Raw genomic sequence first — 22,300 nt, forward strand, 5'->3', positions numbered from 1 at the left:
GCCTCCGCGTTGACGACCGCGCTCTGGTTGCTGACGCTCAGTTGAGTTCCTGGGCGAGGCCGATGAGAAGCCCTTCAGGCCCACGGATGTAGCAGAGCCGATACACGTCCTTGTACTCGACAACTTCGCCTACGAGTTGCGCGCCGCGCGTGCGGAGCCTTTCAAGCGTGTCGTCGATGTCGTCCACGGTGAACATGACGCGGAGATAGCCCAGGGCGTTGACCGGGGCGGTCCGGTGATCCGCGACGACGGGCGGCGCGAGGAAGCGGGACAGCTCCAGCCGGCTGTGGCCGTCCGGCGTGCGCATCATGGCAATCTCGACATGCTGGTCGCCCAGTCCGGTGACGCGCCCGGCCCATTCTCCTTCGACCGTGGCCCGCCCTTCGAGCTCGAGGCCGAGTTCGCGAAAGAAATCGATCGCCCCTCCGAGGTCTTCGACGACGATTGCTACATTGTCCATCCGCTTGAGCGCCATGTTTTCGATCTCCAAGGGGCGTTTCAGTTTACAAGGTATCGCCTGGTCCAACAACGCACAGGAAAGGCCGGACCCGTCAGACTTTTTTGTCCATTGATGAAGGGATGCGCGACTGTTTCGCGGCTAAGCGGCCACGCGAAATCGGCCAGAGCCGAGCCTGCCGTTGCGTGACGATGGTGAATAGAAAGAAGTGGAGGTTTCTGTTGCCAGGTACCTCCGAACCCCGCCTAGAAGTGCGAACCTCTAGGGCTTGATTTGAAGCTATCGCACTGCATTAAGCAGCGAGACGTGCTTCCGCATAGTTGTCGTTGGCAACTATAAGTTTAGCCCGATGACGGTGGTACAATGCCGGGCAAAAGTACGATCTTTACACCTTCGTCGATCCTATTTCGCCCCCAGCAAAAACCGCTCTGTCCTCAACAGCGGCTTTTGGTGGAGGCGCCGGGTACCGCCCCCGGGTCCGAACGGCTTATTTCATCGCCCATTTATCGCCATAGTCGGTCAAGCCGACAAAACGAATATAGGGGGGCTCGCGCGGAAATGAAAGGCCGCAATGGTGCTTTGTCCCTGTGTCAAATCGCGACGCCAAGGGTTGACTTGGGCGCGGTCTCAACCGAAGCTTCGCGGGCGGTGAGGAGTTGCCGACCTAGCGCACAAGTTGCGATGCGCGCCACAGCCCTCATCGATCGGATCCGTGGCGCCGACGAGGGGAATTCTGATGGCCGACTATCTTGCGGATGTGAAGAAATATGACGCTGCGGCAAGTGCCGATGCGGTCGAAAAAATCGTCAAGCACCTGGGCATTGCGCTGAGGAACCGCGATTCCTCGCTGGTGTCCTGCACGGATCCGAAGGAATTGGCCCGGGTCAAGGAGAGCTGGGTGGCCAAGAAGCTCGGCGTCAGCGACGGGGCGAAGGCCGACGCGGCAATCGAGAAGACCTGCAAGGCAATGCATGCCGACAACACCAAGAACCGCGTGACCTTCTACTATCTGGTGGCCAAGGACCTGGGCAAGCTCGGCTCCCTCTGAGACCTTGGTTACTCATTCTGGCGGCCGGCTGGCGATTTCCGCGCTTCCGGTTCGCCGGGGAGGATTCTGGGCAGGCTTCGTTCTTTGCTGAATGGGGACGATCTCAGACAAGCGTGGCGTCAGCGCCTATATGCGCTATGATTGACGAGATCCCGAATCGAGCCCAGAACCGATGCGCCAGTATCTCGACCTCCTGCAGCATGTGCTGGACAACGGCGCCGATCGCGGCGACCGCACCGGCACCGGCACGCGCTCCGTCTTCGGCTACCAGATGCGCTTCGATTTGGCGCGCGGTTTTCCGGTCACCACCACCAAGAAGCTGCATCTGAAGTCGATCATCCATGAACTCCTATGGTTCCTCGCCGGCGACACCAACATCAAGTACCTGACCGATCACGGCGTTTCCATCTGGGATGAGTGGGCCGACGAGAATGGCGATCTCGGCCCCGTCTACGGCAGGCAGTGGCGGTCCTGGCCAGACGGCCATGGCGGCTCGATCGACCAGATCGCCAATCTTCTCAAGGAGATCCGCCGCAATCCTCAATCGCGGCGGCTGATCGTCTCGGCCTGGAATCCCGCCGAGGTGGAAGCCATGGCGCTGCCGCCTTGCCACTGCCTGTTCCAGTTCTACGTGTCCGAGGGCCGGCTTTCCTGCCAGCTCTACCAGCGCTCCGCCGACATCTTCCTCGGCGTGCCGTTCAACATCGCGTCCTACGGGCTGCTGACGCTGATGGTGGCGCAGGTGACCGGGCTTAAGCCGGGCGATTTCGTCCACACGCTTGGCGACGCGCATCTCTACTCGAACCATTTCGAGCAGGCGCGCGAACAGTTGCGGCGCACGCCAACGACCCTGCCGACGATGTGGATCAATCCTGAGGTGAAGGACCTTTTCGCCTTTCGCTTCGAGGATTTCCGGCTGGAAAACTACGTCGCCGACGCGTCGATCAAGGCGCCCATCGCGGTCTGAGCGGCGGCCTTCCGGTCGATGCCACCATCGCGTCCGCGGCCTTGGCCACGGCTTAGGCCTGCTTGCCCTCTTCGGGCTTGAGGTCGGCGACGGCTTCGTTGGTCGAGGCGGTGACGATGGCGCCACCGATGTCGATGCGGACATGCGAGGTGGTGGCTCCCTTGACGATCTCGGTGATCATTCCCTCGAGGACATTGCGGGCGCTGATCTTCATTGGAGTTCCTTTCGCGGCGGCGGTCTTATCAGAGCAATCATGCAGCGCCAGACGGAGTTTCGGTAGGCAGGCCCTTTCCTTGTTATATCCATGCGGATATATCGGTGTGCAGGCTTCGAGCCGATCGGATTTTAGAACCCAGGAGAGTTTTCGATGGCGCGCAAAGGTTTCGGGTTGAGTGCAATCGCCGTTGGCGGTCTTGCGGCGGCGCTGATGGCGGCAACGCCGGCAGCGCACGCGGAAGACAAGATCGTGGTGTTCGCGGCAGCCAGTCTCAAGGATGCGCTCGATGCGGTGAACAAGGCCTGCGAGACCGATGTCGGCGAAGCCGCCACCGTTTCCTATGCCGCCAGTTCGGCATTGGCCAAGCAGATCGAGGGCGGGGCGCCGGCCGACATCTTCATCTCCGCCGATCTCGACTGGATGAAATATCTCTCCGACAAGAAGCTGACCAAGCGCGACACAGAAGTGAAGTTGCTGGGCAACGAGATCGTGCTGGTGGCGCCGAAGGATTCGACGGTCGAAACCAAGATCGAGAAAGGCTTTGACCTCGCCAAGCTGGTCGGCGACGGCAAGCTTGCCATGGGCGACTTCAAGGCCGTGCCGGCCGGCAAATACGGCAAGGCGGCATTGGAATCGCTCGGCGTCTGGTCCTCGGTCGAGGGCAAGGTGGCGCAGGCCGAGAATGTCCGTGCGGCGCTGAAGCTGGTTTCGACTGGTGAGGCCGCGCTCGGCATCGTCTATGCCACCGACGCGCACGCCGAAAAGGGGGTCAAGGTGGTCGGCACCTTCCCGGAGGACACACATCCGCCGATCATCTATCCGGTTGCCCAGACAGCCGATTCGAAGGACAAGGATACGCCGGCCTTCCTGAAGTGCCTGCAGTCCGCCAAGGCCGGCGCGCTCTTTAGGGAACAGGGTTTTACCGTGCTCACGCCGAGCAACTGAGTCGGCAAGCACCTGAGTTCGAAAAGGCCCGATACCGTACTATGAGCTGGCTGCTGGACCTCACTCCCGACGAATGGAATGCGGTCCGGCTGTCCGTCAAGGTGGCGACGGTGGCGATGCTCGCCAGCCTGCCGCCGGGCATAGCGATCGCGCTGCTGCTTGCCCGGGGGCAATTCTGGGGCAAGACGCTGCTCAACGGGGTGGTGCACCTGCCGCTGATCCTGCCGCCCGTGGTAACCGGCTATCTCCTGCTTTTGACGTTCGGCAAACGCGGCCCGGCCGGTGCCTTTCTCGCCGAACATTTCGGTATCGTCTTCTCGTTTCGCTGGACGGGTGCCGCCCTGGCCTGCGGTGTCATGGGCTTCCCCCTGATGGTGCGGGCGATCCGGCTGTCGATCGAGGCGGTGGATCGCAAGATGGAGGCGGCGGCGGGAACGCTCGGCGCCAACCCGCTGTGGGTGTTCGGCACCATCACGCTGCCGCTGATCCTGCCCGGGCTGATCGCCGGCGCCATCCTGTCCTTTGCCAAGGCGATGGGCGAGTTCGGCGCGACCATCACTTTCGTCTCCAACATTCCTGGCGAGACGCAGACGCTGCCGTCGGCGATCTACACTTTTACCCAGGTGCCGGGCGGCGACGAAGGGGCCCTGCGGCTGACGCTGATTTCGATCGTCATCTCGATGGCGGCATTGGTCGCATCGGAAGTGCTGGCGCGCCGGGTCGGGCGGCGGATGAACATCGAATGAGCGTCCTTGTCGACATCGGCCACCGGCTTGGCGATTTCGCCGTCGAGGCCCGCTTTGAGAGCGCCGGACGGCTGACGGCGCTGTTTGGGCCGTCCGGTTCCGGCAAGACGACGCTGATCAACATGATTGCCGGGCTGATCCGGCCGGACAAGGGGCGCATTGAGGTCGATGGCCGCGTGCTGGTCGACACTGGTGCAGGCATTTTCCTGCCAAGGCACAAACGCCGCATCGGCATGGTGTTCCAGGATGCGCGCCTGTTTCCGCATATGAGCGTGATCAGCAATCTGCGCTACGGCCGCTGGTTCACGCCGGCGGCGGAACGCTACGCGGATATGGACGCCGTTGTAGACTTGCTGGGCATCGGCCCGCTGCTTGGCCGACGGCCGGCAAAACTCTCGGGCGGCGAGAAACAGCGCGTGGCGATCGGCAGGGCGCTGCTGGCCAGCCCCAGACTGCTGCTCATGGACGAGCCGCTGGCCTCGCTCGACGAAGCGCGCAAGGCCGAGATCCTGCCCTATATCGAGCGGCTGCGCGACGAAACGAAGATCCCGATCGTCTATGTCAGCCATTCGGTCGCCGAGGTGGCGCGGCTGGCGAGCGACGTGGTGATGTTGGCGCAGGGCAAGGTCACGGCCAGCGGTCCGACCGACGCTGTCATGCAAAGGCTCGACCTGTTGCCGGTGGAAGAGCGCGGCGAGGGTGGTGCCGTGCTGGACACGAAGGTGCTGCGTCACGACGAGGCTTTTGGGATGACCGTGCTCGGCTCGGCCGCCGGCGAGATCCGCGTGCCGCGCCTTGCGATGAAGGCCGGGGCTCCCGTGCGTATCCGCATTCGTGCTCGCGATGTGATGATCGCCGCGGAGAAACCGACGGGCCTCAGTGCCCTCAATATCCTGCCCGGCACGATCGTCGCGATCAGTCCGGGCGAGGGGCCGACGGTCGAAATCGGCATCGACTGCTATGGCGCAACGGTGCTCGCCCGCATCACGGAACAGTCACGGCAGGCGCTGGAGCTGCGGCTCGGCGGCAAGGTCTTCGCGGTGGTCAAGACCGTGAGCTTCGACCGGGGAAATACCGGCGCCGGCCTGCCGCTCGAGGTCGATGGCTGACAGCGGCGGCGATCGGCGCTATATTGTTTTGGAATAACGGTCGCCGAAGCTGAAGCGATCGCGGAGGAGCAAAAATGCCGTCGCTGAGCTTGCGGATAAATCTCGATCCGGACGGACGGATCGGTCCTGGCAAGATCGAGCTTCTGGAGCACATCGCCACCTTCGGTTCGATCTCGGCCGCCGCGCGCGGCATGGAGATGTCCTACAAGCACGCATGGGACTTGGTCGAGGACATGAACCGGGTGTTCGGAAAGCCGCTGGTGGCCGCGCAGACCGGCGGCCGCAAAGGCGGCGGCGCGCAACTGACGACCGTCGGCCTGGCCGTGGTCAGCCGTTTTCGCGCCATCGAACGCGCGGCGAGTGCGGCCGCGTCAACGCATATGGATGCGTTGCAGGCGGAGATTGAGGCGGGATAGGGGAGTAGTGAGTATGAGTAGTGAAGGCAGCCTAATCCCTACTGACTACTCCGGCTTTCGCAGCAAATACGTATCCATGATCCAGCCTTTCTTCCGGCGGGCTTCGTCGCGGCGCTTTTCGATTTCGGCGCCGACATTGCCAAGGCGGCCGGAGATGATGATCTCGTCGGGCGTGCCGAGATAGGCGCCCCATTGGATGAAAAGGTCCTGGTCGGCCAGCGTGTTGAAGGCGCATTTGCCGTCGAGCATGACGACGGCGCTGCCTGCATTGTCCGGCATGCCTTCCTCGGTCAGGCGGCGGCCGGTGGTGATCAGCACGGGATCGCCGATGCGGTTCAGCGCCGTTTTGTGGCTGGCTGCCAGCGCCTGGATAGCCGTTATGCCGGGAATGACTTCCAGGTCGAACGCAACATTGCCCCTCAGGCGCACGCGCTCGAGGATGCGCAGGGCGCTGTCATAGAGCGAAGGATCGCCCCAGATCAGGAAGGCGCCGCAGCCCCCCCCGGAGATCTCGTCGCGGATCAGTCCCTCGTAGATGGCGGCGATGGCTTCGTGCCAGTCGTCGACGGTCGAGCGATAGGAAGAGGTTGGTTCGGCGCGCACGGGCACGTCGAACTCGACCCGGCGTGAGGCCGGGTTGGTGACGAAGCGGTCGCAGATCCCGCGCCGCAGGTCGGCAAGGTCGGTCTTGTCGGTGCCCTTGTCGGGAATGAACAGGACGTCCGCCCTGTTCAGGCTTGCTATGGCCTGGACGGTCATGTGGTCGGGATTGCCGGCGCCTATGCCGATGACGAGAAGCTTGCGCATGGCGCGAACTCCTGCCCCATCGGAACCTGTTAGTCCAGACCGCCTGCGTGTCCAGACCGCCTGCGTGTCCAGACCGCCTGCGTGTCCAGACCGCCTGCGCTTGCGTGTGCAGACCGCGTGCGTGTCCAGACCGCCTGCCTGTCCAAACCAGTCACGCACGCCCGGCAAGCGGAAGGGCTTTGAAACGCCGCATTGAAACGGCTAGGGTCATCCAGGCATTCCAGCCGAGGGGGCTTCGATGTTGCGATCTGTTCTGGCTTTAGCGTTGGCGCTTTCAGCCGCGCCCGCAATGGCCAATGATTCGGTTGCCGAGCTTGGCACCGGCGGCGTGATCCTGTCGCGCAGCGATGCCGTGGCGATGCAAAGCGAGGATCTTTTCATCTCGCCCGAAAAGGTGACGGTGGACTACGTCTTCCACAACAACACCGACAAGGATGTCGAGGCGATCGTCGCCTTCCCGATGCCCGACATTTCGGGCGATCCCGAGGAGATGCCGGCGATCCCGGAAAACCAGAGCGATAATTTCCTCGGCTTCGAGGTGACGATCGACGGCGTCGCGGCCAAGCCCCAACTCGAGCAGAAGGTGCTCGCGCTAGGCATCGACATCGGCGCCGACCTCAAGGCGCAAAACGTGCCCTTCAATCCGTTCGGCGACGCGGCCAGGGCGGCGCTGGCGAAGCTGCCGCAAGCGGTGGCTGACGACTGGGTCAACCGCGGCATCATCATCGAGGATTCGGCAGCCGACAGTGGCCAAAAACCGGTCTATTCGCCGTTCTGGCAATTGCGCTCGACCTATTGGTGGCGCGCGACCTTTCCGGCCAACAAGGACGTTCACGTCTCGCACAGCTACAAGCCCAGCGTGGGCGGCACATCCTCGGTCAGTTTCTTCAATGAAGGCCAGTTCCAGAACTCATACGCCGCCTACAAGAGCCGCTACTGCATGGACGACACATTCGAGAATGCGGTGCGCAAGGCGGCGAAGGACAATCCGGACGGCTATCCCAAATTCTACGAAAGCCGCATCGCCTATATCCTGACCACCGGGGGCAACTGGGCGGCGGGCACCATCGGCAAGTTCAAGCTGACCGTCGACAAGGGCAATCCGAAAGCCCTGGTCTCGTTCTGCGGCGACAACGTCAAAAAGGTCGGGCCGACGCGTTTCGAGATGAAGGCGAACGATTTCTATCCCGAGCACGACATCGACATCCTTCTGCTCGTACCGTCGGACAGCAATGGCGGGGACGCAAACTGATGCATGTCGCGATCTATGTCGCCATTGCCGAGAACGGCGTGATCGGGCGGGATGGCGGGCTGCCGTGGCGGCTCTCCACCGACCTCAAGCGGTTCAAGGCCGACACGATGGGCAAGCCTATCATCATGGGCCGTAAGACCTATGAAGGCATCGGCCGGCCGCTGCCGGGCAGGCTGAACATCGTCGTCACGCGCGATGAGGCCTGGCGCGCCGAGGGCGTCGAGGTGGCGCATACGCTGGAAGCCGCGATCCAACTGGCGACCGTGCGTGGACGCCGCATGACGGGCGTCGACGAGGTCTGCATCATCGGCGGCGGCCAAATCTATGCCCAGGCGCTGCCGCTGGCCGACCGTCTGCACGTGACCCATGTGCTGGCCGCCGTCGATGGCGACGCGCATTTCCCGCCGATCGACCTTAATACATGGCAAGTGGTCAGTTCGCAGGAGATTGCGTCAGGAGAAAAGGACAGCCATGCGACGCGCTATACGGTTTATGAGCGCCACCGCCAGATAGTTTGAAGATAAAGGACGACAAAGGGTCGCTACCGGTTCAAAACGGATGAAGTCGGCGGCGCATCGCGTTGAAAGCGTGCCGTGGCGTCCCTATAGAAGAACGACACTGGATTTGCGCCGTAACCGCGGCGCTTGAGGGAATTCCAAGCGAAAGGACATTCATGCCCTGGAACGACAAAGGTGGCGGCGGCGGCGGCCCGTGGGGTGGCGGCGGTAACAATCAGGGGCCCTGGGGGCAGGGACCGAAGGGGCCGAGCGGCCCGCAGGGGTCGCCTCCCGACCTCGAAGACATCATTCGCCGTGGCCAGGATCGGTTGCGGCGTGCGCTGCCCGGCGGCGGCGGCGCCAGTCCGGCGGTGTTCGGCCTGATCGCCGCGGTGCTGGTCGTTCTGTGGGCCTTCCAGGCGGTCTATACCGTGCAGCCCGACGAGGTCGCGGTCGAACTGCGCTTCGGCAAGCCGAAGGCCGAACTTTCCCAGCCAGGTCTGCATTTCCACTGGTGGCCTCTCGAGACCGTCGAGACGGCGAAGATTTCTGAGCAGCTCGTCGACATTGGCGGCGGCAACACCAGCGGCAACGGGCTGATGCTCTCGGGCGACCAGAACATCGTCAATGTGCAGTTTTCGGTGGCCTACCAGGTCTCCGATCCCCGCGCTTACCTGTTCGACGTCTCCGACCCGGATGGCATGCTGCGGCAGGTTGCCGAGAGCGCCATGCGCGAAGCCGTCGGCCGCCGGCCGGCGCAGGACATTTTCCGCGACGATCGCCAGGGCATTGCGGCCTCGGTGCGCGAGATCATCCAGACGACGCTGGACGGCTACAAGGCCGGTCTCAACGTCAACGCCGTCTCCATCGAGGATGCGGCGCCGCCACGCGAGGTGGCTGATGCGTTCGACGAGGTGCAGCGCGCCGAGCAGGACGAGGACAAGTTCGTCGAGCAGGCCAATCAGTATTCCAACCAGAAGCTCGGCCAGGCACGCGGCGAGGCGGCCCAGGTCCGCGAAGACGCGGCCGCCTACAAAAACCGTGTGGTGCAGGAAGCCGCAGGTGAGGCCCAGCGCTTCATCTCGGTCTACGACGAATATGCCAAAGCCCCCGATGTCACGCGCAAACGCCTTTATCTGGAAACCATGGAGAGGGTTCTGAAGGACTCGAGCAAGGTCATCGTCGAGCAGGGCAACGGACAAGGTGTCTTGCCTTATCTGCCGCTGCCCGCATTGCAGCCGAAGCCGCCGGCACCGGCCGCGCCCGCCGCGAACACGGGAGGTACCAAGTGATGGCCAACCGTCTTCCCATCTTCGGCGTCGTGGCGGCGGTCATCCTCTTCCTGATCTATTCCTCGGTCTTCGTGGTCAATGCGCGCCAGCAGGCGCTGGTGCTCCGCTTCGGTGAGATCGTCGACGTCAAGAGCGAGCCCGGCATCTACTTCAAGGCGCCGTTCTCGTTCTTCGACGCAGATACGGTGCAACTGATCGAAAACAGGGTGCTGCGCTTCGACCTCGACAACATCCGCGTCCAGGTCTCGGGCGGCAAGTTCTATGAGGTCGATGCCTTCATCGCCTATCGCATCTCGGATCCGCGCGTCTTCCGGGCGGCCGTGTCCGGCCAGATCGAACTGGCCGAAGCGCGGCTCAGGACGCGTCTCGACGCTGCCNTCTCTCGGCTTGCAGATCGAGGATGTCCGCATCCGCCGTACCGACCTGACGGCCGAAGTTTCACAGCAGACCTACGATCGCATGAAGGCGGAACGCCTGGCGGAGGCTGCGCGGCTGAGGGCACGCGGCAACGAAGCGGCACAGCGCATCACCGCGCGCGCCGATCGTGAAGTGGTCGAGATCGTTGCCGAAGCGCAGAAGGAGTCGGAGATCCTGCGCGGTGAGGGCGAAGCGCAGCGCAGTGCCACCTTCGCCGACGCCTACAAGCGCGATCCCGCCTTCTTCGACTTCTACCGGTCGATGAATGCCTATGGCACCGCGCTGGACAACACCGGGACGACCATGGTGCTGTCGCCGAGTTCGGAGTTCTTCCGCTACTTCCGCGATCCCGACGGCAAGGAAGGACCGGCGAAACCGACGTCGCCGGCGCCGGCCGCGGCACCTGCCGCGCCGACGACACAACCCAGCACCGGCCAGTAACGGCCGGTGCAGGATTTCTTCGCGGCGATAGGCCTGGTCCTTGTCATAGAGGGCTTGGTCTATGGCGGCTTCCCCCGCCTTGCGAAGAAGCTCGCGGGCGAAGTGCTGTCGATGCCGGAGAATGCTTTGCGGATCGGCGGGCTGGCGGCGATCGCCATTGGTGTCGGCGTCGTCTGGCTGGTGCGGGGCGTGTAGAGGCGGCGGTTTGCGGAATAACGCTCGATTTACACTCCGCCGATAGTCATAGCCGCAAACGTGCCGTATTTCTTGCCATCATGGCGCGACACGGCGTTTTCGTCGAAGCGCTTTTCTCTTTTAGAAATGCCGGGAGGCTTCTCGATGACATTCAACACCCTTTTGGCCGCCGCTCGACGGACGTTGATGGCCGGCGCGGCCGCGCTGGTGCTGAGCGCCGTCGCCGTTCCGTCCTTGATGACCCCGACATTCGCCGCCGACGGACCAGCCTCGGTCGCCGACCTGGCGCAAGGCGTGCTTGGCGCGGTGGTCAACATCTCCACCTCGCAGACGGTGAAGGGGACGGAAGGGCCGGGCGCGGTGCCGATGCCGCAACTACCCGAAGGCTCGCCGTTCCAGGATTTCTTCGACGATTTCTTCAAGAACCGCGGTGGCGAAAAGGATGGCGGCTCGCAGAAGGTGCAGTCGCTCGGTTCGGGTTTCGTCATCGACGCCGAACAAGGCATCGTCGTCACCAACAACCATGTGATCGCCGATGCCGACGACATCGAGGTCAATTTCTCCGATGGCGTGACCTTGAAGGCGACGCTGGTCGGCACCGACACCAAGACCGACGTCGCGGTGCTGAAGGTCGATCCGAAAGGCCACAAGCTGACAGCGGTGAAATTCGGCGATTCCACCAAGATGCGCGTCGGCGACTGGGTGATGGCGGTCGGCAATCCGTTCGGCCTCGGCGGCACGGTTACGGTCGGCATCGTCTCGGCGCGCAACCGCGACATCAATTCAGGCCCCTATGACGACTTCATCCAGACCGACGCGGCGATCAACCGCGGCAATTCGGGCGGACCGCTGTTCAACAGCGCCGGCGAGGTCATCGGCATGAACACCGCGATCATTTCGCCGTCCGGCGGCTCGATCGGCATCGGCTTCTCCATTCCCTCGCAGCTCGCGTCGGGCGTCGTCGAGCAGTTGCGCCAATATGGCGAGACGCGGCGCGGCTGGCTCGGCGTGCGCATCCAGCCGGTGACGGACGACATCGCGGAAAGCCTCGGCATGGCGACCGCCAAGGGCGCGCTGGTGGCCGGCGTCATCAAGGGCGGACCAGTCGACAACGGCACCATCCAGGCCGGCGACGTCATCATCAAGTTCGACGGCAAGGACATCCATGAAATGCGCGACCTGCCGCGTGTCGTCGCCGAAAGCCCGGTGGGCAAGGCAGTCGACGTGCTGATCGTGCGCAAGGGTGTCGAGCAGACGGTGAAGGTGACGCTCGGCCGGCTCGAGGATGGCGAGAAGCTGGCCAGCGGCGAGAACGGCAATACCGATCAGAACAAGGGCGCTGACAAGGCTCCGGCCGTCTCGACCGCCTCGGTGCTTGGCATGACGGTCGGCGAACTCAACGACGAGACTCGCAAGAAGTTCAGCATCGCCGGCGATGTCTCCGGCGTCGTCATCACCGACGTGGCCAAGGACTCCGCCGCCGCGGAACGCGGTATCCAGCCGGGCGAGGTGATCACCGAGATCGCGCAGGAGTCGGTTGCCACGCCCAAGGACGTCATGGACCGGATCGGCGCGCTGAAGGAGCAGGGGCGCAAGAACGCGCTGCTGATGCTGGCGTCGAAGACCGGTGAGCTCAGGTTCGTGACGATCCGAATGGATTGAGATTTCAATACGGCGATTTGAAAAAGGCGGCTAAACGGCCGCCTTTTTTCTTGCCTGCCAGTCCTCGCGCGACAGCCGGTAGAGCACATGCCGCTTGAGCGCGGGATGGCTGTCTGGAATGCTGGGGTGGTCGAAATCGCTCAATGGGTCGGCTGTCATGCCGAGGCGTTTCATAACGGCGGTCGAGCGGTGGTTTTCCGCCACGGCGAAGGAAACGATCTCGTCGACGGCCAATGTCTCGAAGCCGTAGGCCAGCCATGCCTCCGAGGCCTCGGTGACATAGCCCTTGCCCCAGTATTCGGGAGCCAACCGCCAGCCGATCTCGATTGTGTCGGCCGGCAGCGATGGCACATCATCGGTCGCGAGGAGGCCGACGAAACCGATGCATTCGCCTGTCGCGGCAATCTCGGCCGCCGCGAAGCCGTAGCCGTCCTCATCGACCCAGGCGCGGAACTCATCCATCTTGGCGTCGGCGGCCGCACGGTCGCGGCGAAACGGGAAGAACTCCATCACGCGATCATCGGAATTGATGCGATGGAACAATTCGCGGTCGCGATCCTCCCAATTGCGCAGGATCAGGCGTTCGGTACGGATCGGCTTCATTGGACGAATTCTTCCTGCCGATAGCCCTGCAGATAAAGCAGCGCCGTCAGGTCGCCATGGTCGATCCGGACTTTGGCCTGCGCTGCCACCGTCGGCTTGGCATGCAGCGCGACACCGGTTCCGGCCAGGCGGATCATGTCGAGATCGTTGGCGCCGTCGCCGACGGCGATGGCATCGGCCGGCGCCAGGCCAAGGCGCGCACAGATTTCGAGCAGCGCCTCGGCCTTGGCGGCGCGGCCAAGGATCGGCTCGCCGACCAGCCCGGTGAAGCGTCCGTCCTGGTCGAGAAGGCGGTTGGCGCGGTTTTCCTGAAAACCAAGCATCGCAGCGATGCGCGTGGTGAAGACCTCGAAACCGCCCGAGACGAGCGCCGTCCAGGCGCCGTTGGCGCGCATGGTCTGGACCAGCGCGCGGCCGCCCGAGGCCAAGGTCAGCCGATTGGCGACGATATGGTCGACGACGGCGGCATCGAGCCCCTTGAGCAGTGCCACGCGCTCGCGCAGCGCCGGCTCGAAGGCGATCTCGCCGTTCATCGACCGTGCGGTGATCGCCGCGACATGATCCTTGACGCCGATCTCGTCGGCCAGCTCGTCGATGCACTCCTGGTCGATCATGGTCGAATCCATGTCGGCGAGAAGGATTTTCTTGCGGCGTGTTTCTGCCTGCTGGACGATCACGTCGACGGGCTCAGCGGCCAGTGCGGTACGAAGGCTCGCGGTCGTTTCATCAGCCTGCGCAGCTGGCGGCAGGGCAAGATCACAGGCAATGCCTTCGGCCAGCCACACGACAGCGCTTGCGCCCACCGACCGTGAGGCCATATTCGCAAGCGATGGCGACAGAGCGCGATCGGCGGGACGGGAAACAAGCGTGGCAATGAGCGGCATCGAGAATTCCGGCACGGATGCGGGCGAAGGCCGCGTGAAGAACGCGATCCTGATAGCCGGGCCGACCGCCAGCGGCAAGTCGGCGCTGGCGCTTGAACTGGCCGAACACACAGGCGGCGTCATTGTCAACACCGATTCCATGCAGGGCTATGCGGTTCTCGACGTGCTGACGGCTCGGCCGCAGGCGCCCGAACTCGCACGAGCGCCGCATTTTCTCTATGGGCATGTCCATCCCGGCACCGCCTACTCGACCGGCGCCTGGCTGCGCGACGTCATGAAACTCATTGATGACGGGACGCTCTCGCGGCGGCCAATCTTCGTCGGTGGCACCGGCCTGTACTTTCGTGCGCTGGCGGAAGGCATTTCGGAAATGCCCGATATTCCGCAACGGATACGCGACCGCTGGCGCTACGAATTGAAGGAGCAAGGCGCGGTCAAGCTGCATGCGTTGCTGCTGCGCGAGGATTCGAGCGTCGCCATGCAGTTGAAACCAACCGACAGCCAGCGCATCGTGCGGGCGCTCGAGGTGCTCGACGCCTCCGGCCGGTCGATCCTGGACTGGCAGGCAGAGCGTGGCCTGCCGCTCATCGACAGGCCGAGCGCGCATCTCCTGGTCCTCGAGCCGGATCGGGCAGCATTGGTTGACCGCATCGAAAGGCGTTTCGACCAGATGCTGGACAAGGGCGCGCTGGAGGAAGTCAAGCAGCTTGCGGCCCTTCGTCTGGATCCAGACCTGCCGGCGATGAAGGCGATCGGGGTTCGTGAGCTCCAGGCCGCGATCTCAGGGCAGTCGAGCTTTCCCGAGGCGATCGAGCGCGCCAAGATCGCGACAAGGCAATATGCCAAACGCCAGGCTACCTGGTTCCGCCATCAGCTGGGGCCGGAATGGCAGAGACTTCGCCCCGGTGACGATCTCGAAACCACGATCCAAACACTTGTTGCTAATGCAACTTAAAAAGTTGCCCCTGAGGGAAGGGTTCTCGCCGAAGTTGTCGGAATTTAACGCTCCGTAAGTCGGTCGATGCCATAAGGTCATGGGGTACTTTTCTATCGGGGAGCAGATGCGTTTCCACAAAGCGGAATCCGCTTTTTTCGTCTTTATCTTCGTGATCCTGGCTGCTGGCCTGGTGACACTGCACGCCTATGGGCAACTGCAATCCTTCGCGACGGAACTCCATACGGCCTCCGGCCTGGACAAGGTCATATACCTCAACAAACTCCTGTTCGCGACCGGCGTACTGCTCGCCACCGCGCTGTTTTTCGGCATCTTCTTCATCTATCCGCTGATCCGCAAACAGGCGACCGAAGAGGGCAAGCTGCGCGCCATGACGGTGTCGCTCAGCGCCCGCTCCGAAACGCTCGAGCATGCCGCCCTGACCGACGGCCTGACCGGCATGCAGAACCGGCGCTATTTCGACGACGCGCTGAAGGAATATCTCGAGGAGTTCCGGCGCATCGAAAAACCGGTCGGGCTGATGATCCTCGATCTGGACCATTTCAAGCAGGTCAACGACACGCACGGCCACGATGTCGGCGACGAGGTGCTTAAGGCTGTCGCAAGATGCCTCAGGGACATGACACGTTTCCACGATGTGGTGGCGCGCCTGGGTGGCGAGGAGTTCGCCGTGGTCACGCCCAACATGGAGGCGGACCTTCTGGCCAAATTCGCCGAGCGCATCCGCAAGGCGGTCGCCAACATGTCGATCCTGTCCGGCAACAATGTCCGGCTCAAGATTACCACCAGCGTGGGGCTTGCCGTCTGGGATCGCAAGGAAACGGCGGAGGAATTCTATCGACGCGCCGACCGCCAGCTCTACGAAGCCAAAAGGCAAGGCCGCAACCGCGTCTGCGCCTAAAATCCCATCACTGAATTCGTGAGGCTGGCCGTCTGCCGCCGACTTCCGCGCTTCCGGGCTTCGCCGGCCGAAGCACTTATGAGACGTTGTGGCCTTTAGACTAAGGCTGCGGCCGGCGAAGGCCAGCGCTCACCGACCAAGGGTCGCTCGGCTTCGGTTTTCGAAGCCGACACCAATCGGCCCAGCCTGACGAATTCCCCGACAGGATTACCCAAGCTTTCCGACGAACATGGGATAGGCCGCTTGCGCGGGTTCTCAGGACTTTTCGCAGAGGTGTGACGCTCAGCTCAATCGTTCTGCGGGCGCAGGCCGAAGGTGGCGGGTTTGAGGCCGTAGCGTGTGTCGAAATCTTCGTCCGACTGCACGCGCGCCGCCGGCGCTTTGCGGTAGTCGGGGTCGCCGGCTTGCCGGCCGGAATCGACCACCTCGGCGAAGGCCATCGCCTGGCTCTGTGGCTTTGGTACGTTGCGCAGCCGCTCCACGATCGCCACCAGGTCGACCTCGCCGGCCTTGGACGTCACGTCTTCCTCGCGCTTGGCCGTGCCCGGAAGCAGGTGAGCGGGCAGTCTTTCGAATTTCAGCCGCATGGTCGTCGCCACGCCTTCGCCGAAGGCGATCGCTTCGCGCTGGCCCATGGAGGACAGGAACGCGAGCGTGGAGGCCGAAGAGTCGGCGATCGCCGAGCGGATGATCGCCTGGTCCTGCTCGTTGGCGAGCCGCATGGCGAAGAAGGTCGAGCACTGCGAGAGAATGGTCGGGTCCAGCTCGCCGGGGCGTTGGGTGACGACGCCGAGATAGCAGCCATATTTGCGGCCTTCCTTGGCGATGCGCGACAGCGCGTGCCGGGTCGGCGCGAAGCCGAGACGCGCATCGGCGGGCATGTAGCGGTGTGCTTCCTCGCATAGGAACAGCAGCTGCAGCTTGCCTTCGCTCCACAGAGCGAGGTCGAAGGCCAGACGCGCCAGCACCGAGCAGACGGAATTGACCACTTCCGACGGCATGCCGGCCATCTCGAAGCAGGTCACCGGACGGCCATGATGCGGCACGCGGAAGATGTTGCCGATCGTCTCGTGGATGGTGTCCTCGATCAGGCGCGAATTGAACATGAAGCGGTAGCGCGGATCGGCCGCCGCCGATTCGATGCGTGTCTTCAGCGATTTGAGGGTCGGACGATCGGTCTTGCTTTCGAGCATGCCCATGCGCTCGTCGATCTGCTTGAGCAGGTCGGCGATGCGGTAGGGCACCGGCGTATCGGCGGTCAGCGCATCGCTGCCGCGCCTGAGGTAGGCCCCTGAACCGGGGTTGCGATAGAGATTCTTGGCGAGCGGAATGAGGTCGCGAAGGGCATCGATCTCTTCCGGCACCGTTTCGCGTCCGCGAAACAGCACTTCGGCGAATTCCTCCAGCGTGAACATCCAGAACGGCAGGTCGAGCGTCTTGGAATCGACCCTGACGCAATATTCCGGCAGCGAGGCCGCGAACTCGTTGTGCGGATCGAGGATCAGGATGCGCAGGTCCGGTCGCGCCGCGATCGACTTGCGCAGCAGCAGCGAAACCGCTGTCGACTTACCGACGCCGGTCGTGCCGACAATGGCGAAGTGGCGCGCCAGCGTGTCATCGATGGCGATGTTGGCGGCGATCGCCTCGTCCTGCGCCAGCGAGCCGATGGTGATGGAATGGCGGCCGGCCAGGTCATAGACTGCCTGCAGGTCGCGGGTGCGGATGCGGTGCGCGACGGCGCCGATATGCGGATATACGGTAATGCCGCGGTCGAAGATCGGTTTGGCCTCGGGTTCGGCGCCGTCACGGACTTCGCCGATCAGCTCGATGCTGACCTCGATGGCGTTCTGGCCGTCATTGTTCCAGGCCAGATCCGACTTGCCGATCGCGTAGACCAGGCCGACGGTTCGCGTCGTGCCAAGGTTGATCGAGATCATCTTGCCGACCGTCCACAGGCCGGTGACCGCGCCGTCGACATCGTCGGCATAGGCGCTGATGGTGGCGCGCGCACCGTCGCATTGCACGACATTGCCCAGGATGCGCTTGTCGTTCTGGTCGGCTGTGCGGCGCTCCTGCGATGTCGGTTCTCCGACTGAAGCTTCGCGTTCGACATACATGGACAGGCCAATCCCCATTTCCCTTGAGGCGAACCCTACAGGAACGGGGTTAAGGTCGGATGAGGTCGGATGGTGTAGAGAGGATTAAGGGCCTGGTGAAAATTGCTTCGAGATAGCTATTCGCGCCCTCATGGTTTCGTTATAATGAACGAATGGATGATATAGCGAACGACATTTCCCTAACCATCGGCAGACGTATCCGTACCGAAAGGACCATGCGGGACTGGTCGCTGGCGGAGCTCGCTGAACAGTCCGGTGTCTCCAAGGCAATGCTGAGTACGATGGAGCGTGGCATGACCAGTCCGACGGCGGCACTTCTGGTGCGCATAGCCGCGGCCTTCGGCATGACGCTCTCGACCCTCATCGCACGGGCGGAATTGCAGGGCGGCGGGCTGCTGCGCGCGGCCGGCCAGCCGGTGTGGCGCGACCCCGACACAGGCTATGTCAGGCGGCATTTGTCGCCGGCCTGCGACATGCCGCTCGAACTGATCAAGGTCCATCTGCCGGCGGGCGCGAAGGTCAACTTGCCGGCGGCTTCCTACGCCTTCATCAAGCAGCAGATCTGGCTGATCTCGGGAAAACTCGAATTCACCGAGGGTGACCATGTGCACAGGCTCGAACCGGGCGACTGCCTGGCGCTCGGAGCGCCGTCGGATTGCACCTTTCATGCTCTGGAGCCGGGCGCCGATTATCTCGTCGCCCTGGTCAGGAGCTGACGTCATGCCAAGACGGCCAAAGCGCTCCCACAATGGGGGGCCGCCTCTTGACGACTACAAGGGGCCGCCATGGGGCAAGGGCGATCCTTACATCTTCCTGGCCTGGCAGGCCGCGCACGCCAAGGCATGGAAGGCGCCGAGCCGCGAAGTCATGCTGATGCGGATGGACAAGGCTGAACGGCTGGGCCTGACCTATGAGGAATACACGCTCGAGATCCTGGAGCGCGGTCGGCACCTCAAGGAACAAGACACCGAACGCATCGGCGCCATCAAGGCCGCGCGCAAGCGGCGGCGTGTGCGCCATCTCGACTGAAGCGGCGCTGTCGACCATCAATCGTTTCCAGAGGACCAGGTATGAACATTGTAGAAATCGGGCCGTTGACCGCAAGCCGGGAAACACTCGCACAGCTGACCGATCTGCTGGTCGAAACGGTTGCCGCCGGCGGATCGGTCAGCTTTATGCATCCGCTGGCGTCGGATGCGGCCAGCGCGTTCTGGGAGACGTCGCTGGCCGCGGCGGCACGAGGGCAACGAACGGTGATTGGGGCATGGGACGGCGGCGCTCTGGTCGGCACCGTTACCTTGCTGCTCGACTGTCCGCCCAATCAGCCGCATCGGGCCGAGATCGCCAAGTTGATGACATCGGTCGGGCAGCGGGGCAGGGGTATCGGGACGCGCCTGATGCTAGCCGCCGAACGCCTCGCGGCGGAGAAGGGACGCACGCTGCTGGTTCTGGATACGGCGACCGAGGAGGGTGCTTCGGCGCTTTATGAGAAGCTCGGCTTTACCTTGGCAGGCGAAGTGCCGGACTATGCGCTGAAGCCGCATGGCGGGCTGACGGGCACGCTGATCTATTGGAAGCGCATCGGCACAGCGTCGCGGTAACGCCAGTCACCTCATGCCTTCCCGGCGAGGCGCTTCAGCAGCCATTGGCGGAAATCCTGCTCGGCGCTTGTCAGGTGCGCGGTCGAACGCCTGGTCAGAAAATGCCCTGACGTGCTGGGGAGCTCAAAATCGGAAAGCCGGACCAACGCTCCGCTGTAGAGCGCCGCGTCGATTAGGGGTCTTGACCCCAGAAGCACACCGGCACCGGCGCTCGCCGCCTGCATGGCGGCGACGAAACTGTCGAAGCGGTGCGAGCGCTGGGGATGGCCGGCCAATCCGGCCGCCGAGAACCATTCCGCCCACATCTCGCGCGCCCCGGCCACCAGAAGCAGCGGCAGCGACGTCCAGTCGGCGGCACTGGCCAAGGCCGGGTTTGCCACTGGCACAAGCCGCTCGGCGGTCAGCCTCTCGGCCTCGCGTCCGGGAAAGGATCCGTTGCCGAACCGGACGTCGAGCGCCGAGCCCGGCAAATCATAGTCGGTCGGGCGATGGATCGTCACCAGATCGAGCTGGATGCGTGGCAACGCCTCGGCGAGATCGGGCAGCGCCGGAACCAGCGCCAGCAGCGCAAACGAGATCGGCACCCGGATCGAGACGGTCTGGACGGCACGCGGTTCGAACAGTTCCGTGGTGCTGCTGCCAATGGTGGCGAAGGCCGACTGGATGTGGGGCAGGTAGGCGGCACCTGCCGGCGCCAGCGCGACCCCACGCGCCAGCCGCGAAAACAGACGCGTCTTCAGCCTTTCCTCGAGCAGCCGGATGTGCTGGCTGACGGCCGCCTGGGTCAGGCCGAGTTCGGCTGCCGCCGCGGTGAAGTTCGACAGCCGTGCCGCAGCCTCGAAACTGCGCAGCCAGTCGAGCGGAGGGAGGGTAGGGATGGTTCGCCGAGCCATTAGTAAACCGGTACCATAGACCAAAAAATGATAATTGGAGTTATGCCTCTTGGGAGGTCAACATGCAATCCAAACCACGGCACGAACCGTGGGCAACAAGGCGACAGGACGGATTTCCATGCTCACCCACGCGCTGGTTGGCGATGAAGGCAGAACAATCGAACTTGGTTGGACAGACGGCAAACGTACCCGCTTTCACGCCATCTGGCTGCGCGACAACGCGCTTGACGACAAGACGCGCAGCGCCGGCAACGGCCAGCGCCTGATCACCATCCTCGACATTCCGGTGAAAACGAGAATTGGCGCTGCCGCCGTCAAGGCCGGAGCGCTGGAGATCAGCTTCGAACCGGAGGGAAAAACGGTCAGCTTTCCCGCTCAATGGCTGCGTGCGAACGCCTATGATAGCGACGAGACACGGCAGCTTGGTTGGACAGGCGATGTTGTCCAGCGCTGGACCAGGGCGACGATGCAGAACTCGGTGCCGCGCGCCAGCTATCCGGCGGCCTTGCAGGGCCGCGGCGTCCTGCGCGAATGGCTTTCGGCGGTGAGGACTTACGGTTTTGCGGTGATGGACGGGCTGCCGGCCGAATCCGGGGCGCTGTGCAAGGTGTCCGACTTGTTCGGCTATATCAGGGAGACCAATTACGGGCGCTGGTTCGAAGTGCGCGCCGAGGTCAACCCGAACAATCTCGCCTACACCAATCTCGGCCTGCAGGCGCATACCGACAACCCCTATCGCGATCCGGTGCCGACGCTGCAGATCCTGTCCTGCATCGAGAACACGGTGGAGGGCGGTGAATCCAGCGTCGTTGATGGCTTTGCCGTCGCGGCCGCCCTTCAAGCGGAAAGTCCCGAAGGTTTTCGGCTGCTGAGCTCCCATGCGGCGCGGTTCGAATATGCTGGGTCGTCCGGCGTGCGGCTGCAGGCGAAGCGACCGATGATCGAGCTTGGACCCGGCGGCGAACTGATCTGCATCCGCTTCAACAACCGTTCGCTGGCGCCGACCGTCGATGTGCCGTTCGCCGAGATGGGCGCTTATTATGCCGCCTACCGCCGCTTCGCCGAGCTGATCGAGGATCCATCCTTCGAAGTCACCTTCAAGCTTGAGCCCGGCCAAGCCTTTATCGTCGACAACACCCGCGTCATGCATGCCCGCAAGGCGTTCTCCGGCACCGGCAAGCGCTGGCTGCAGGGATGCTACGCCGACAAGGACGGCCTGTTGTCGACGCTCGCGGCGATCGAACACGGCTTCAAGGAGGCAGCGGAATGATCGGCCAGGATCTGAACGCGGACACCATCGTCGAATTCATCGCCGACATTTTTGAGCGCCGCGGCGCCGAATCCTATCTTGGCGAGCCGGTGACGATGTCCCAGCATATGCTGCAAGGGGCTTGGTTGGCGGAACAGGATGGAGCCCCAGACGTGCTGGTGGCCGCCGCGCTGCTGCACGACATCGGCCACTACACCAGCGAGTTCGGCACCTATTCGCCCGAGGATGTCGAGGACAAGCACCATGACGAGGCCGGCGGCGAGGTGCTGGCGCCGTTCTTCCCGCCTGTTGTTGTCGACTGCGTCCGGCTGCACGTTGCCGCCAAGCGCTATCTCTGCGCCACCGACCCGACCTATTTCTCCAGGCTGTCGCCGGCTTCGGTTCATACCTTGTCGCTGCAGGGCGGACCGATGTGTGCCGACGAGGTGGCTGCGTTCCGCGAGAACCCGTTCCATGAAGAAGCGGTGCGAGTTCGCATCTGGGACGAGGGCGGCAAGGTCGCCAATATGCGGACGCGGGCGTTTCGCGATTATGTGCCGTTGCTGCAGCGCGTCGTGCACGACTTCGCCAATCGGCCCTGATGCAAACCGATCACCGGGAGGAGACAG

25 protein-coding genes, 1 other RNA gene and 1 pseudogene are annotated in these 22,300 nt (G+C 63.4%); 19 read left to right on the forward strand and 8 right to left on the reverse strand.

Going from position 1 to position 22,300, the window contains the following annotated elements:
- Positions 1 to 37: 37 nt before the first annotated feature.
- Both X742_RS168320 and ssrA read right to left on the reverse strand, forming a co-directional pair.
- Positions 38 to 475 carry a VOC family protein gene (locus X742_RS168320; protein WP_023769716.1) on the reverse strand — a complete coding sequence of 146 codons (438 nt, stop codon included), beginning with the start codon at positions 473 to 475 and terminating at the stop codon, positions 38 to 40.
- A gap of 189 nt (positions 476 to 664) precedes the next feature.
- Positions 665 to 1,025, reverse strand: a transfer-messenger RNA (tmRNA) gene (gene ssrA / locus X742_RS1000000171915).
- A 168-nt stretch (positions 1,026 to 1,193) separates the two neighbouring features.
- On the opposite strand from ssrA, the gene X742_RS168315 reads away from it, so the two are divergent.
- Both X742_RS168315 and X742_RS168310 read left to right on the forward strand, forming a co-directional pair.
- On the forward strand, positions 1,194 to 1,505 hold the full coding sequence (locus X742_RS168315; protein ID WP_015317265.1) for a DUF2853 family protein: 312 nt from the start codon (positions 1,194 to 1,196) through the stop codon (positions 1,503 to 1,505).
- 172 nt (positions 1,506 to 1,677) lie between these two features.
- On the forward strand, positions 1,678 to 2,472 hold the full coding sequence (locus X742_RS168310) for a thymidylate synthase (RefSeq protein ID WP_023769717.1): 795 nt from the start codon (positions 1,678 to 1,680) through the stop codon (positions 2,470 to 2,472).
- 52 nt (positions 2,473 to 2,524) lie between these two features.
- Here X742_RS168310 and X742_RS0135585 read toward each other — a convergent pair whose 3' ends face one another.
- Positions 2,525 to 2,686 (reverse strand): TOBE domain-containing protein, encoded by a 162-nt coding sequence (locus X742_RS0135585; RefSeq protein ID WP_031247587.1) that lies wholly within the window; start codon positions 2,684 to 2,686, stop codon positions 2,525 to 2,527.
- A gap of 153 nt (positions 2,687 to 2,839) precedes the next feature.
- On the opposite strand from X742_RS0135585, the gene modA reads away from it, so the two are divergent.
- From modA to X742_RS168290, 4 genes are all read left to right on the forward strand, one after another.
- Positions 2,840 to 3,634, forward strand: a complete 795-nt coding sequence (modA, locus tag X742_RS168305) for a molybdate ABC transporter substrate-binding protein (RefSeq protein WP_023769718.1) — start codon at positions 2,840 to 2,842, stop codon at positions 3,632 to 3,634.
- Positions 3,635 to 3,675: 41 nt separating this feature from the next.
- Positions 3,676 to 4,380 (forward strand): molybdate ABC transporter permease subunit, encoded by a 705-nt coding sequence (modB, locus tag X742_RS168300; protein ID WP_023769719.1) that lies wholly within the window; start codon positions 3,676 to 3,678, stop codon positions 4,378 to 4,380.
- On the forward strand, positions 4,377 to 5,489 hold the full coding sequence (gene modC, locus X742_RS168295) for a molybdenum ABC transporter ATP-binding protein (protein WP_023769720.1): 1,113 nt from the start codon (positions 4,377 to 4,379) through the stop codon (positions 5,487 to 5,489). The genes modB and modC overlap by 4 nt, the downstream gene beginning before the upstream one ends.
- A gap of 74 nt (positions 5,490 to 5,563) precedes the next feature.
- Positions 5,564 to 5,905 (forward strand): winged helix-turn-helix domain-containing protein, encoded by a 342-nt coding sequence (locus X742_RS168290; protein ID WP_023769721.1) that lies wholly within the window; start codon positions 5,564 to 5,566, stop codon positions 5,903 to 5,905.
- Positions 5,906 to 5,950: 45 nt separating this feature from the next.
- Here the strand turns inward: X742_RS168290 and cobF are convergent, their stop codons facing one another.
- Complete coding sequence (gene cobF, locus X742_RS168285; protein ID WP_023769722.1) at positions 5,951 to 6,712, reverse strand: precorrin-6A synthase (deacetylating); 762 nt, start codon at positions 6,710 to 6,712, stop codon at positions 5,951 to 5,953.
- Positions 6,713 to 6,950: 238 nt separating this feature from the next.
- Between cobF and X742_RS168280 the strand changes: the two genes are divergently transcribed.
- From X742_RS168280 to X742_RS168260, 6 genes and pseudogenes are all read left to right on the forward strand, one after another.
- Positions 6,951 to 7,964: a DUF4424 domain-containing protein gene (locus tag X742_RS168280; RefSeq protein ID WP_023769723.1), complete on the forward strand. Its 1,014-nt coding sequence runs from the start codon at positions 6,951 to 6,953 to the stop codon at positions 7,962 to 7,964.
- On the forward strand, positions 7,964 to 8,482 hold the full coding sequence (locus X742_RS168275) for a dihydrofolate reductase (protein WP_023769724.1): 519 nt from the start codon (positions 7,964 to 7,966) through the stop codon (positions 8,480 to 8,482). Before X742_RS168280 ends, X742_RS168275 begins: the two co-directional genes overlap by 1 nt.
- A gap of 155 nt (positions 8,483 to 8,637) precedes the next feature.
- A complete protein-coding gene (hflK, locus tag X742_RS168270) occupies positions 8,638 to 9,753 on the forward strand; it encodes an FtsH protease activity modulator HflK (protein WP_023769725.1) in 1,116 nt (371 codons plus the stop codon).
- A pseudogene (locus X742_RS01000000169455) lies at positions 9,753 to 10,611 on the forward strand (protease modulator HflC). Before hflK ends, X742_RS01000000169455 begins: the two are co-directional and overlap by 1 nt.
- 6 nt (positions 10,612 to 10,617) lie before the next feature.
- The gene (locus X742_RS168265) at positions 10,618 to 10,806 is read left to right on the forward strand and encodes a DUF2065 domain-containing protein (protein WP_015317277.1); all 189 of its coding nucleotides are present in this window, start codon (positions 10,618 to 10,620) and stop codon (positions 10,804 to 10,806) included.
- Positions 10,807 to 10,950: 144 nt separating this feature from the next.
- Entirely contained in the window at positions 10,951 to 12,468 is a 1,518-nt protein-coding gene (locus tag X742_RS168260) for a DegQ family serine endoprotease (RefSeq protein WP_023769726.1), read from the forward strand.
- Between the two features lie 30 nt (positions 12,469 to 12,498).
- Here X742_RS168260 and X742_RS168255 read toward each other — a convergent pair whose 3' ends face one another.
- Both X742_RS168255 and serB read right to left on the reverse strand, forming a co-directional pair.
- Positions 12,499 to 13,071, reverse strand: a complete 573-nt coding sequence (locus X742_RS168255) for a GNAT family N-acetyltransferase (RefSeq protein WP_023769727.1) — start codon at positions 13,069 to 13,071, stop codon at positions 12,499 to 12,501.
- A complete protein-coding gene (gene serB / locus X742_RS168250; RefSeq protein WP_023769728.1) occupies positions 13,068 to 13,955 on the reverse strand; it encodes a phosphoserine phosphatase SerB in 888 nt (295 codons plus the stop codon). The genes X742_RS168255 and serB overlap by 4 nt, the downstream gene beginning before the upstream one ends.
- Between serB and miaA the strand changes: the two genes are divergently transcribed.
- The gene (gene miaA, locus X742_RS168245; protein WP_023769729.1) at positions 13,945 to 14,910 is read left to right on the forward strand and encodes a tRNA (adenosine(37)-N6)-dimethylallyltransferase MiaA; all 966 of its coding nucleotides are present in this window, start codon (positions 13,945 to 13,947) and stop codon (positions 14,908 to 14,910) included. The two genes, serB and miaA, sit on opposite strands and share 11 nt — an antisense overlap.
- A 106-nt stretch (positions 14,911 to 15,016) precedes the next feature.
- Positions 15,017 to 15,811 (forward strand): GGDEF domain-containing protein, encoded by a 795-nt coding sequence (locus tag X742_RS168240; protein WP_023769730.1) that lies wholly within the window; start codon positions 15,017 to 15,019, stop codon positions 15,809 to 15,811.
- 287 nt (positions 15,812 to 16,098) lie between these two features.
- On the opposite strand, the gene X742_RS168235 is transcribed toward X742_RS168240, so the two are convergent.
- Positions 16,099 to 17,928: an ATP-binding protein gene (locus X742_RS168235; protein WP_023769731.1), complete on the reverse strand. Its 1,830-nt coding sequence runs from the start codon at positions 17,926 to 17,928 to the stop codon at positions 16,099 to 16,101.
- A 152-nt stretch (positions 17,929 to 18,080) separates the two neighbouring features.
- Between X742_RS168235 and X742_RS168230 the strand changes: the two genes are divergently transcribed.
- Genes X742_RS168230 through X742_RS168220 form a run of 3 tightly spaced genes read left to right on the forward strand, consistent with a single transcriptional unit; the run spans position 18,081 to position 19,529 of the window.
- On the forward strand, positions 18,081 to 18,644 hold the full coding sequence (locus X742_RS168230) for an XRE family transcriptional regulator (protein ID WP_023769732.1): 564 nt from the start codon (positions 18,081 to 18,083) through the stop codon (positions 18,642 to 18,644).
- A 4-nt stretch (positions 18,645 to 18,648) separates the two neighbouring features.
- Complete coding sequence (locus X742_RS168225; protein ID WP_023769733.1) at positions 18,649 to 18,957, forward strand: hypothetical protein; 309 nt, start codon at positions 18,649 to 18,651, stop codon at positions 18,955 to 18,957.
- Positions 18,958 to 18,998: 41 nt separating this feature from the next.
- Entirely contained in the window at positions 18,999 to 19,529 is a 531-nt protein-coding gene (locus tag X742_RS168220; RefSeq protein ID WP_023769734.1) for a GNAT family N-acetyltransferase, read from the forward strand.
- 11 nt (positions 19,530 to 19,540) lie between these two features.
- Here X742_RS168220 and X742_RS168215 read toward each other — a convergent pair whose 3' ends face one another.
- A complete protein-coding gene (locus X742_RS168215) occupies positions 19,541 to 20,422 on the reverse strand; it encodes a LysR substrate-binding domain-containing protein (protein ID WP_023769735.1) in 882 nt (293 codons plus the stop codon).
- A gap of 118 nt (positions 20,423 to 20,540) precedes the next feature.
- On the opposite strand from X742_RS168215, the gene X742_RS168210 reads away from it, so the two are divergent.
- Together X742_RS168210 and X742_RS168205 are read left to right on the forward strand one after the other, a co-directional pair.
- Entirely contained in the window at positions 20,541 to 21,692 is a 1,152-nt protein-coding gene (locus X742_RS168210; RefSeq protein ID WP_023769736.1) for a gamma-butyrobetaine dioxygenase, read from the forward strand.
- Positions 21,689 to 22,273 (forward strand): HD domain-containing protein, encoded by a 585-nt coding sequence (locus tag X742_RS168205; protein WP_023769737.1) that lies wholly within the window; start codon positions 21,689 to 21,691, stop codon positions 22,271 to 22,273. The genes X742_RS168210 and X742_RS168205 overlap by 4 nt, the downstream gene beginning before the upstream one ends.
- Positions 22,274 to 22,300 lie beyond the last annotated feature (27 nt).

The sequence above is a fragment of the Mesorhizobium sp. LNHC229A00 genome (assembly GCF_000502415.1).
In the GTDB taxonomy this organism is placed as follows: Bacteria; Pseudomonadota; Alphaproteobacteria; order Rhizobiales; family Rhizobiaceae; genus Mesorhizobium.

Coding starts and splice junctions, on each gene's coding strand:
- X742_RS168240 (WP_023769730.1), top strand. CDS start 15,017: ATGCGTTTCCACAAAGCGGAATCCGCTTTTTTCGTCTTTATCTTCGTG.
- X742_RS168215 (WP_023769735.1), bottom strand. CDS start 20,422: ATGGCTCGGCGAACCATCCCTACCCTCCCTCCGCTCGACTGGCTGCGC.
- X742_RS168255 (WP_023769727.1), bottom strand. CDS start 13,071: ATGAAGCCGATCCGTACCGAACGCCTGATCCTGCGCAATTGGGAGGAT.
- miaA (WP_023769729.1), top strand. CDS start 13,945: ATGAGCGGCATCGAGAATTCCGGCACGGATGCGGGCGAAGGCCGCGTG.
- X742_RS168320 (WP_023769716.1), bottom strand. CDS start 475: ATGGCGCTCAAGCGGATGGACAATGTAGCAATCGTCGTCGAAGACCTC.
- X742_RS168290 (WP_023769721.1), top strand. CDS start 5,564: ATGCCGTCGCTGAGCTTGCGGATAAATCTCGATCCGGACGGACGGATC.
- X742_RS168280 (WP_023769723.1), top strand. CDS start 6,951: ATGTTGCGATCTGTTCTGGCTTTAGCGTTGGCGCTTTCAGCCGCGCCC.
- X742_RS168235 (WP_023769731.1), bottom strand. CDS start 17,928: ATGTATGTCGAACGCGAAGCTTCAGTCGGAGAACCGACATCGCAGGAG.
- modA (WP_023769718.1), top strand. CDS start 2,840: ATGGCGCGCAAAGGTTTCGGGTTGAGTGCAATCGCCGTTGGCGGTCTT.
- X742_RS168225 (WP_023769733.1), top strand. CDS start 18,649: ATGCCAAGACGGCCAAAGCGCTCCCACAATGGGGGGCCGCCTCTTGAC.
- X742_RS168230 (WP_023769732.1), top strand. CDS start 18,081: ATGGATGATATAGCGAACGACATTTCCCTAACCATCGGCAGACGTATC.
- X742_RS168220 (WP_023769734.1), top strand. CDS start 18,999: ATGAACATTGTAGAAATCGGGCCGTTGACCGCAAGCCGGGAAACACTC.
- X742_RS168260 (WP_023769726.1), top strand. CDS start 10,951: ATGACATTCAACACCCTTTTGGCCGCCGCTCGACGGACGTTGATGGCC.
- modB (WP_023769719.1), top strand. CDS start 3,676: ATGAGCTGGCTGCTGGACCTCACTCCCGACGAATGGAATGCGGTCCGG.
- X742_RS168315 (WP_015317265.1), top strand. CDS start 1,194: ATGGCCGACTATCTTGCGGATGTGAAGAAATATGACGCTGCGGCAAGT.
- X742_RS0135585 (WP_031247587.1), bottom strand. CDS start 2,686: ATGAAGATCAGCGCCCGCAATGTCCTCGAGGGAATGATCACCGAGATC.
- cobF (WP_023769722.1), bottom strand. CDS start 6,712: ATGCGCAAGCTTCTCGTCATCGGCATAGGCGCCGGCAATCCCGACCAC.
- hflK (WP_023769725.1), top strand. CDS start 8,638: ATGCCCTGGAACGACAAAGGTGGCGGCGGCGGCGGCCCGTGGGGTGGC.
- X742_RS168205 (WP_023769737.1), top strand. CDS start 21,689: ATGATCGGCCAGGATCTGAACGCGGACACCATCGTCGAATTCATCGCC.
- X742_RS168275 (WP_023769724.1), top strand. CDS start 7,964: ATGCATGTCGCGATCTATGTCGCCATTGCCGAGAACGGCGTGATCGGG.
- X742_RS168210 (WP_023769736.1), top strand. CDS start 20,541: ATGCTCACCCACGCGCTGGTTGGCGATGAAGGCAGAACAATCGAACTT.
- X742_RS168310 (WP_023769717.1), top strand. CDS start 1,678: ATGCGCCAGTATCTCGACCTCCTGCAGCATGTGCTGGACAACGGCGCC.
- serB (WP_023769728.1), bottom strand. CDS start 13,955: ATGCCGCTCATTGCCACGCTTGTTTCCCGTCCCGCCGATCGCGCTCTG.
- modC (WP_023769720.1), top strand. CDS start 4,377: ATGAGCGTCCTTGTCGACATCGGCCACCGGCTTGGCGATTTCGCCGTC.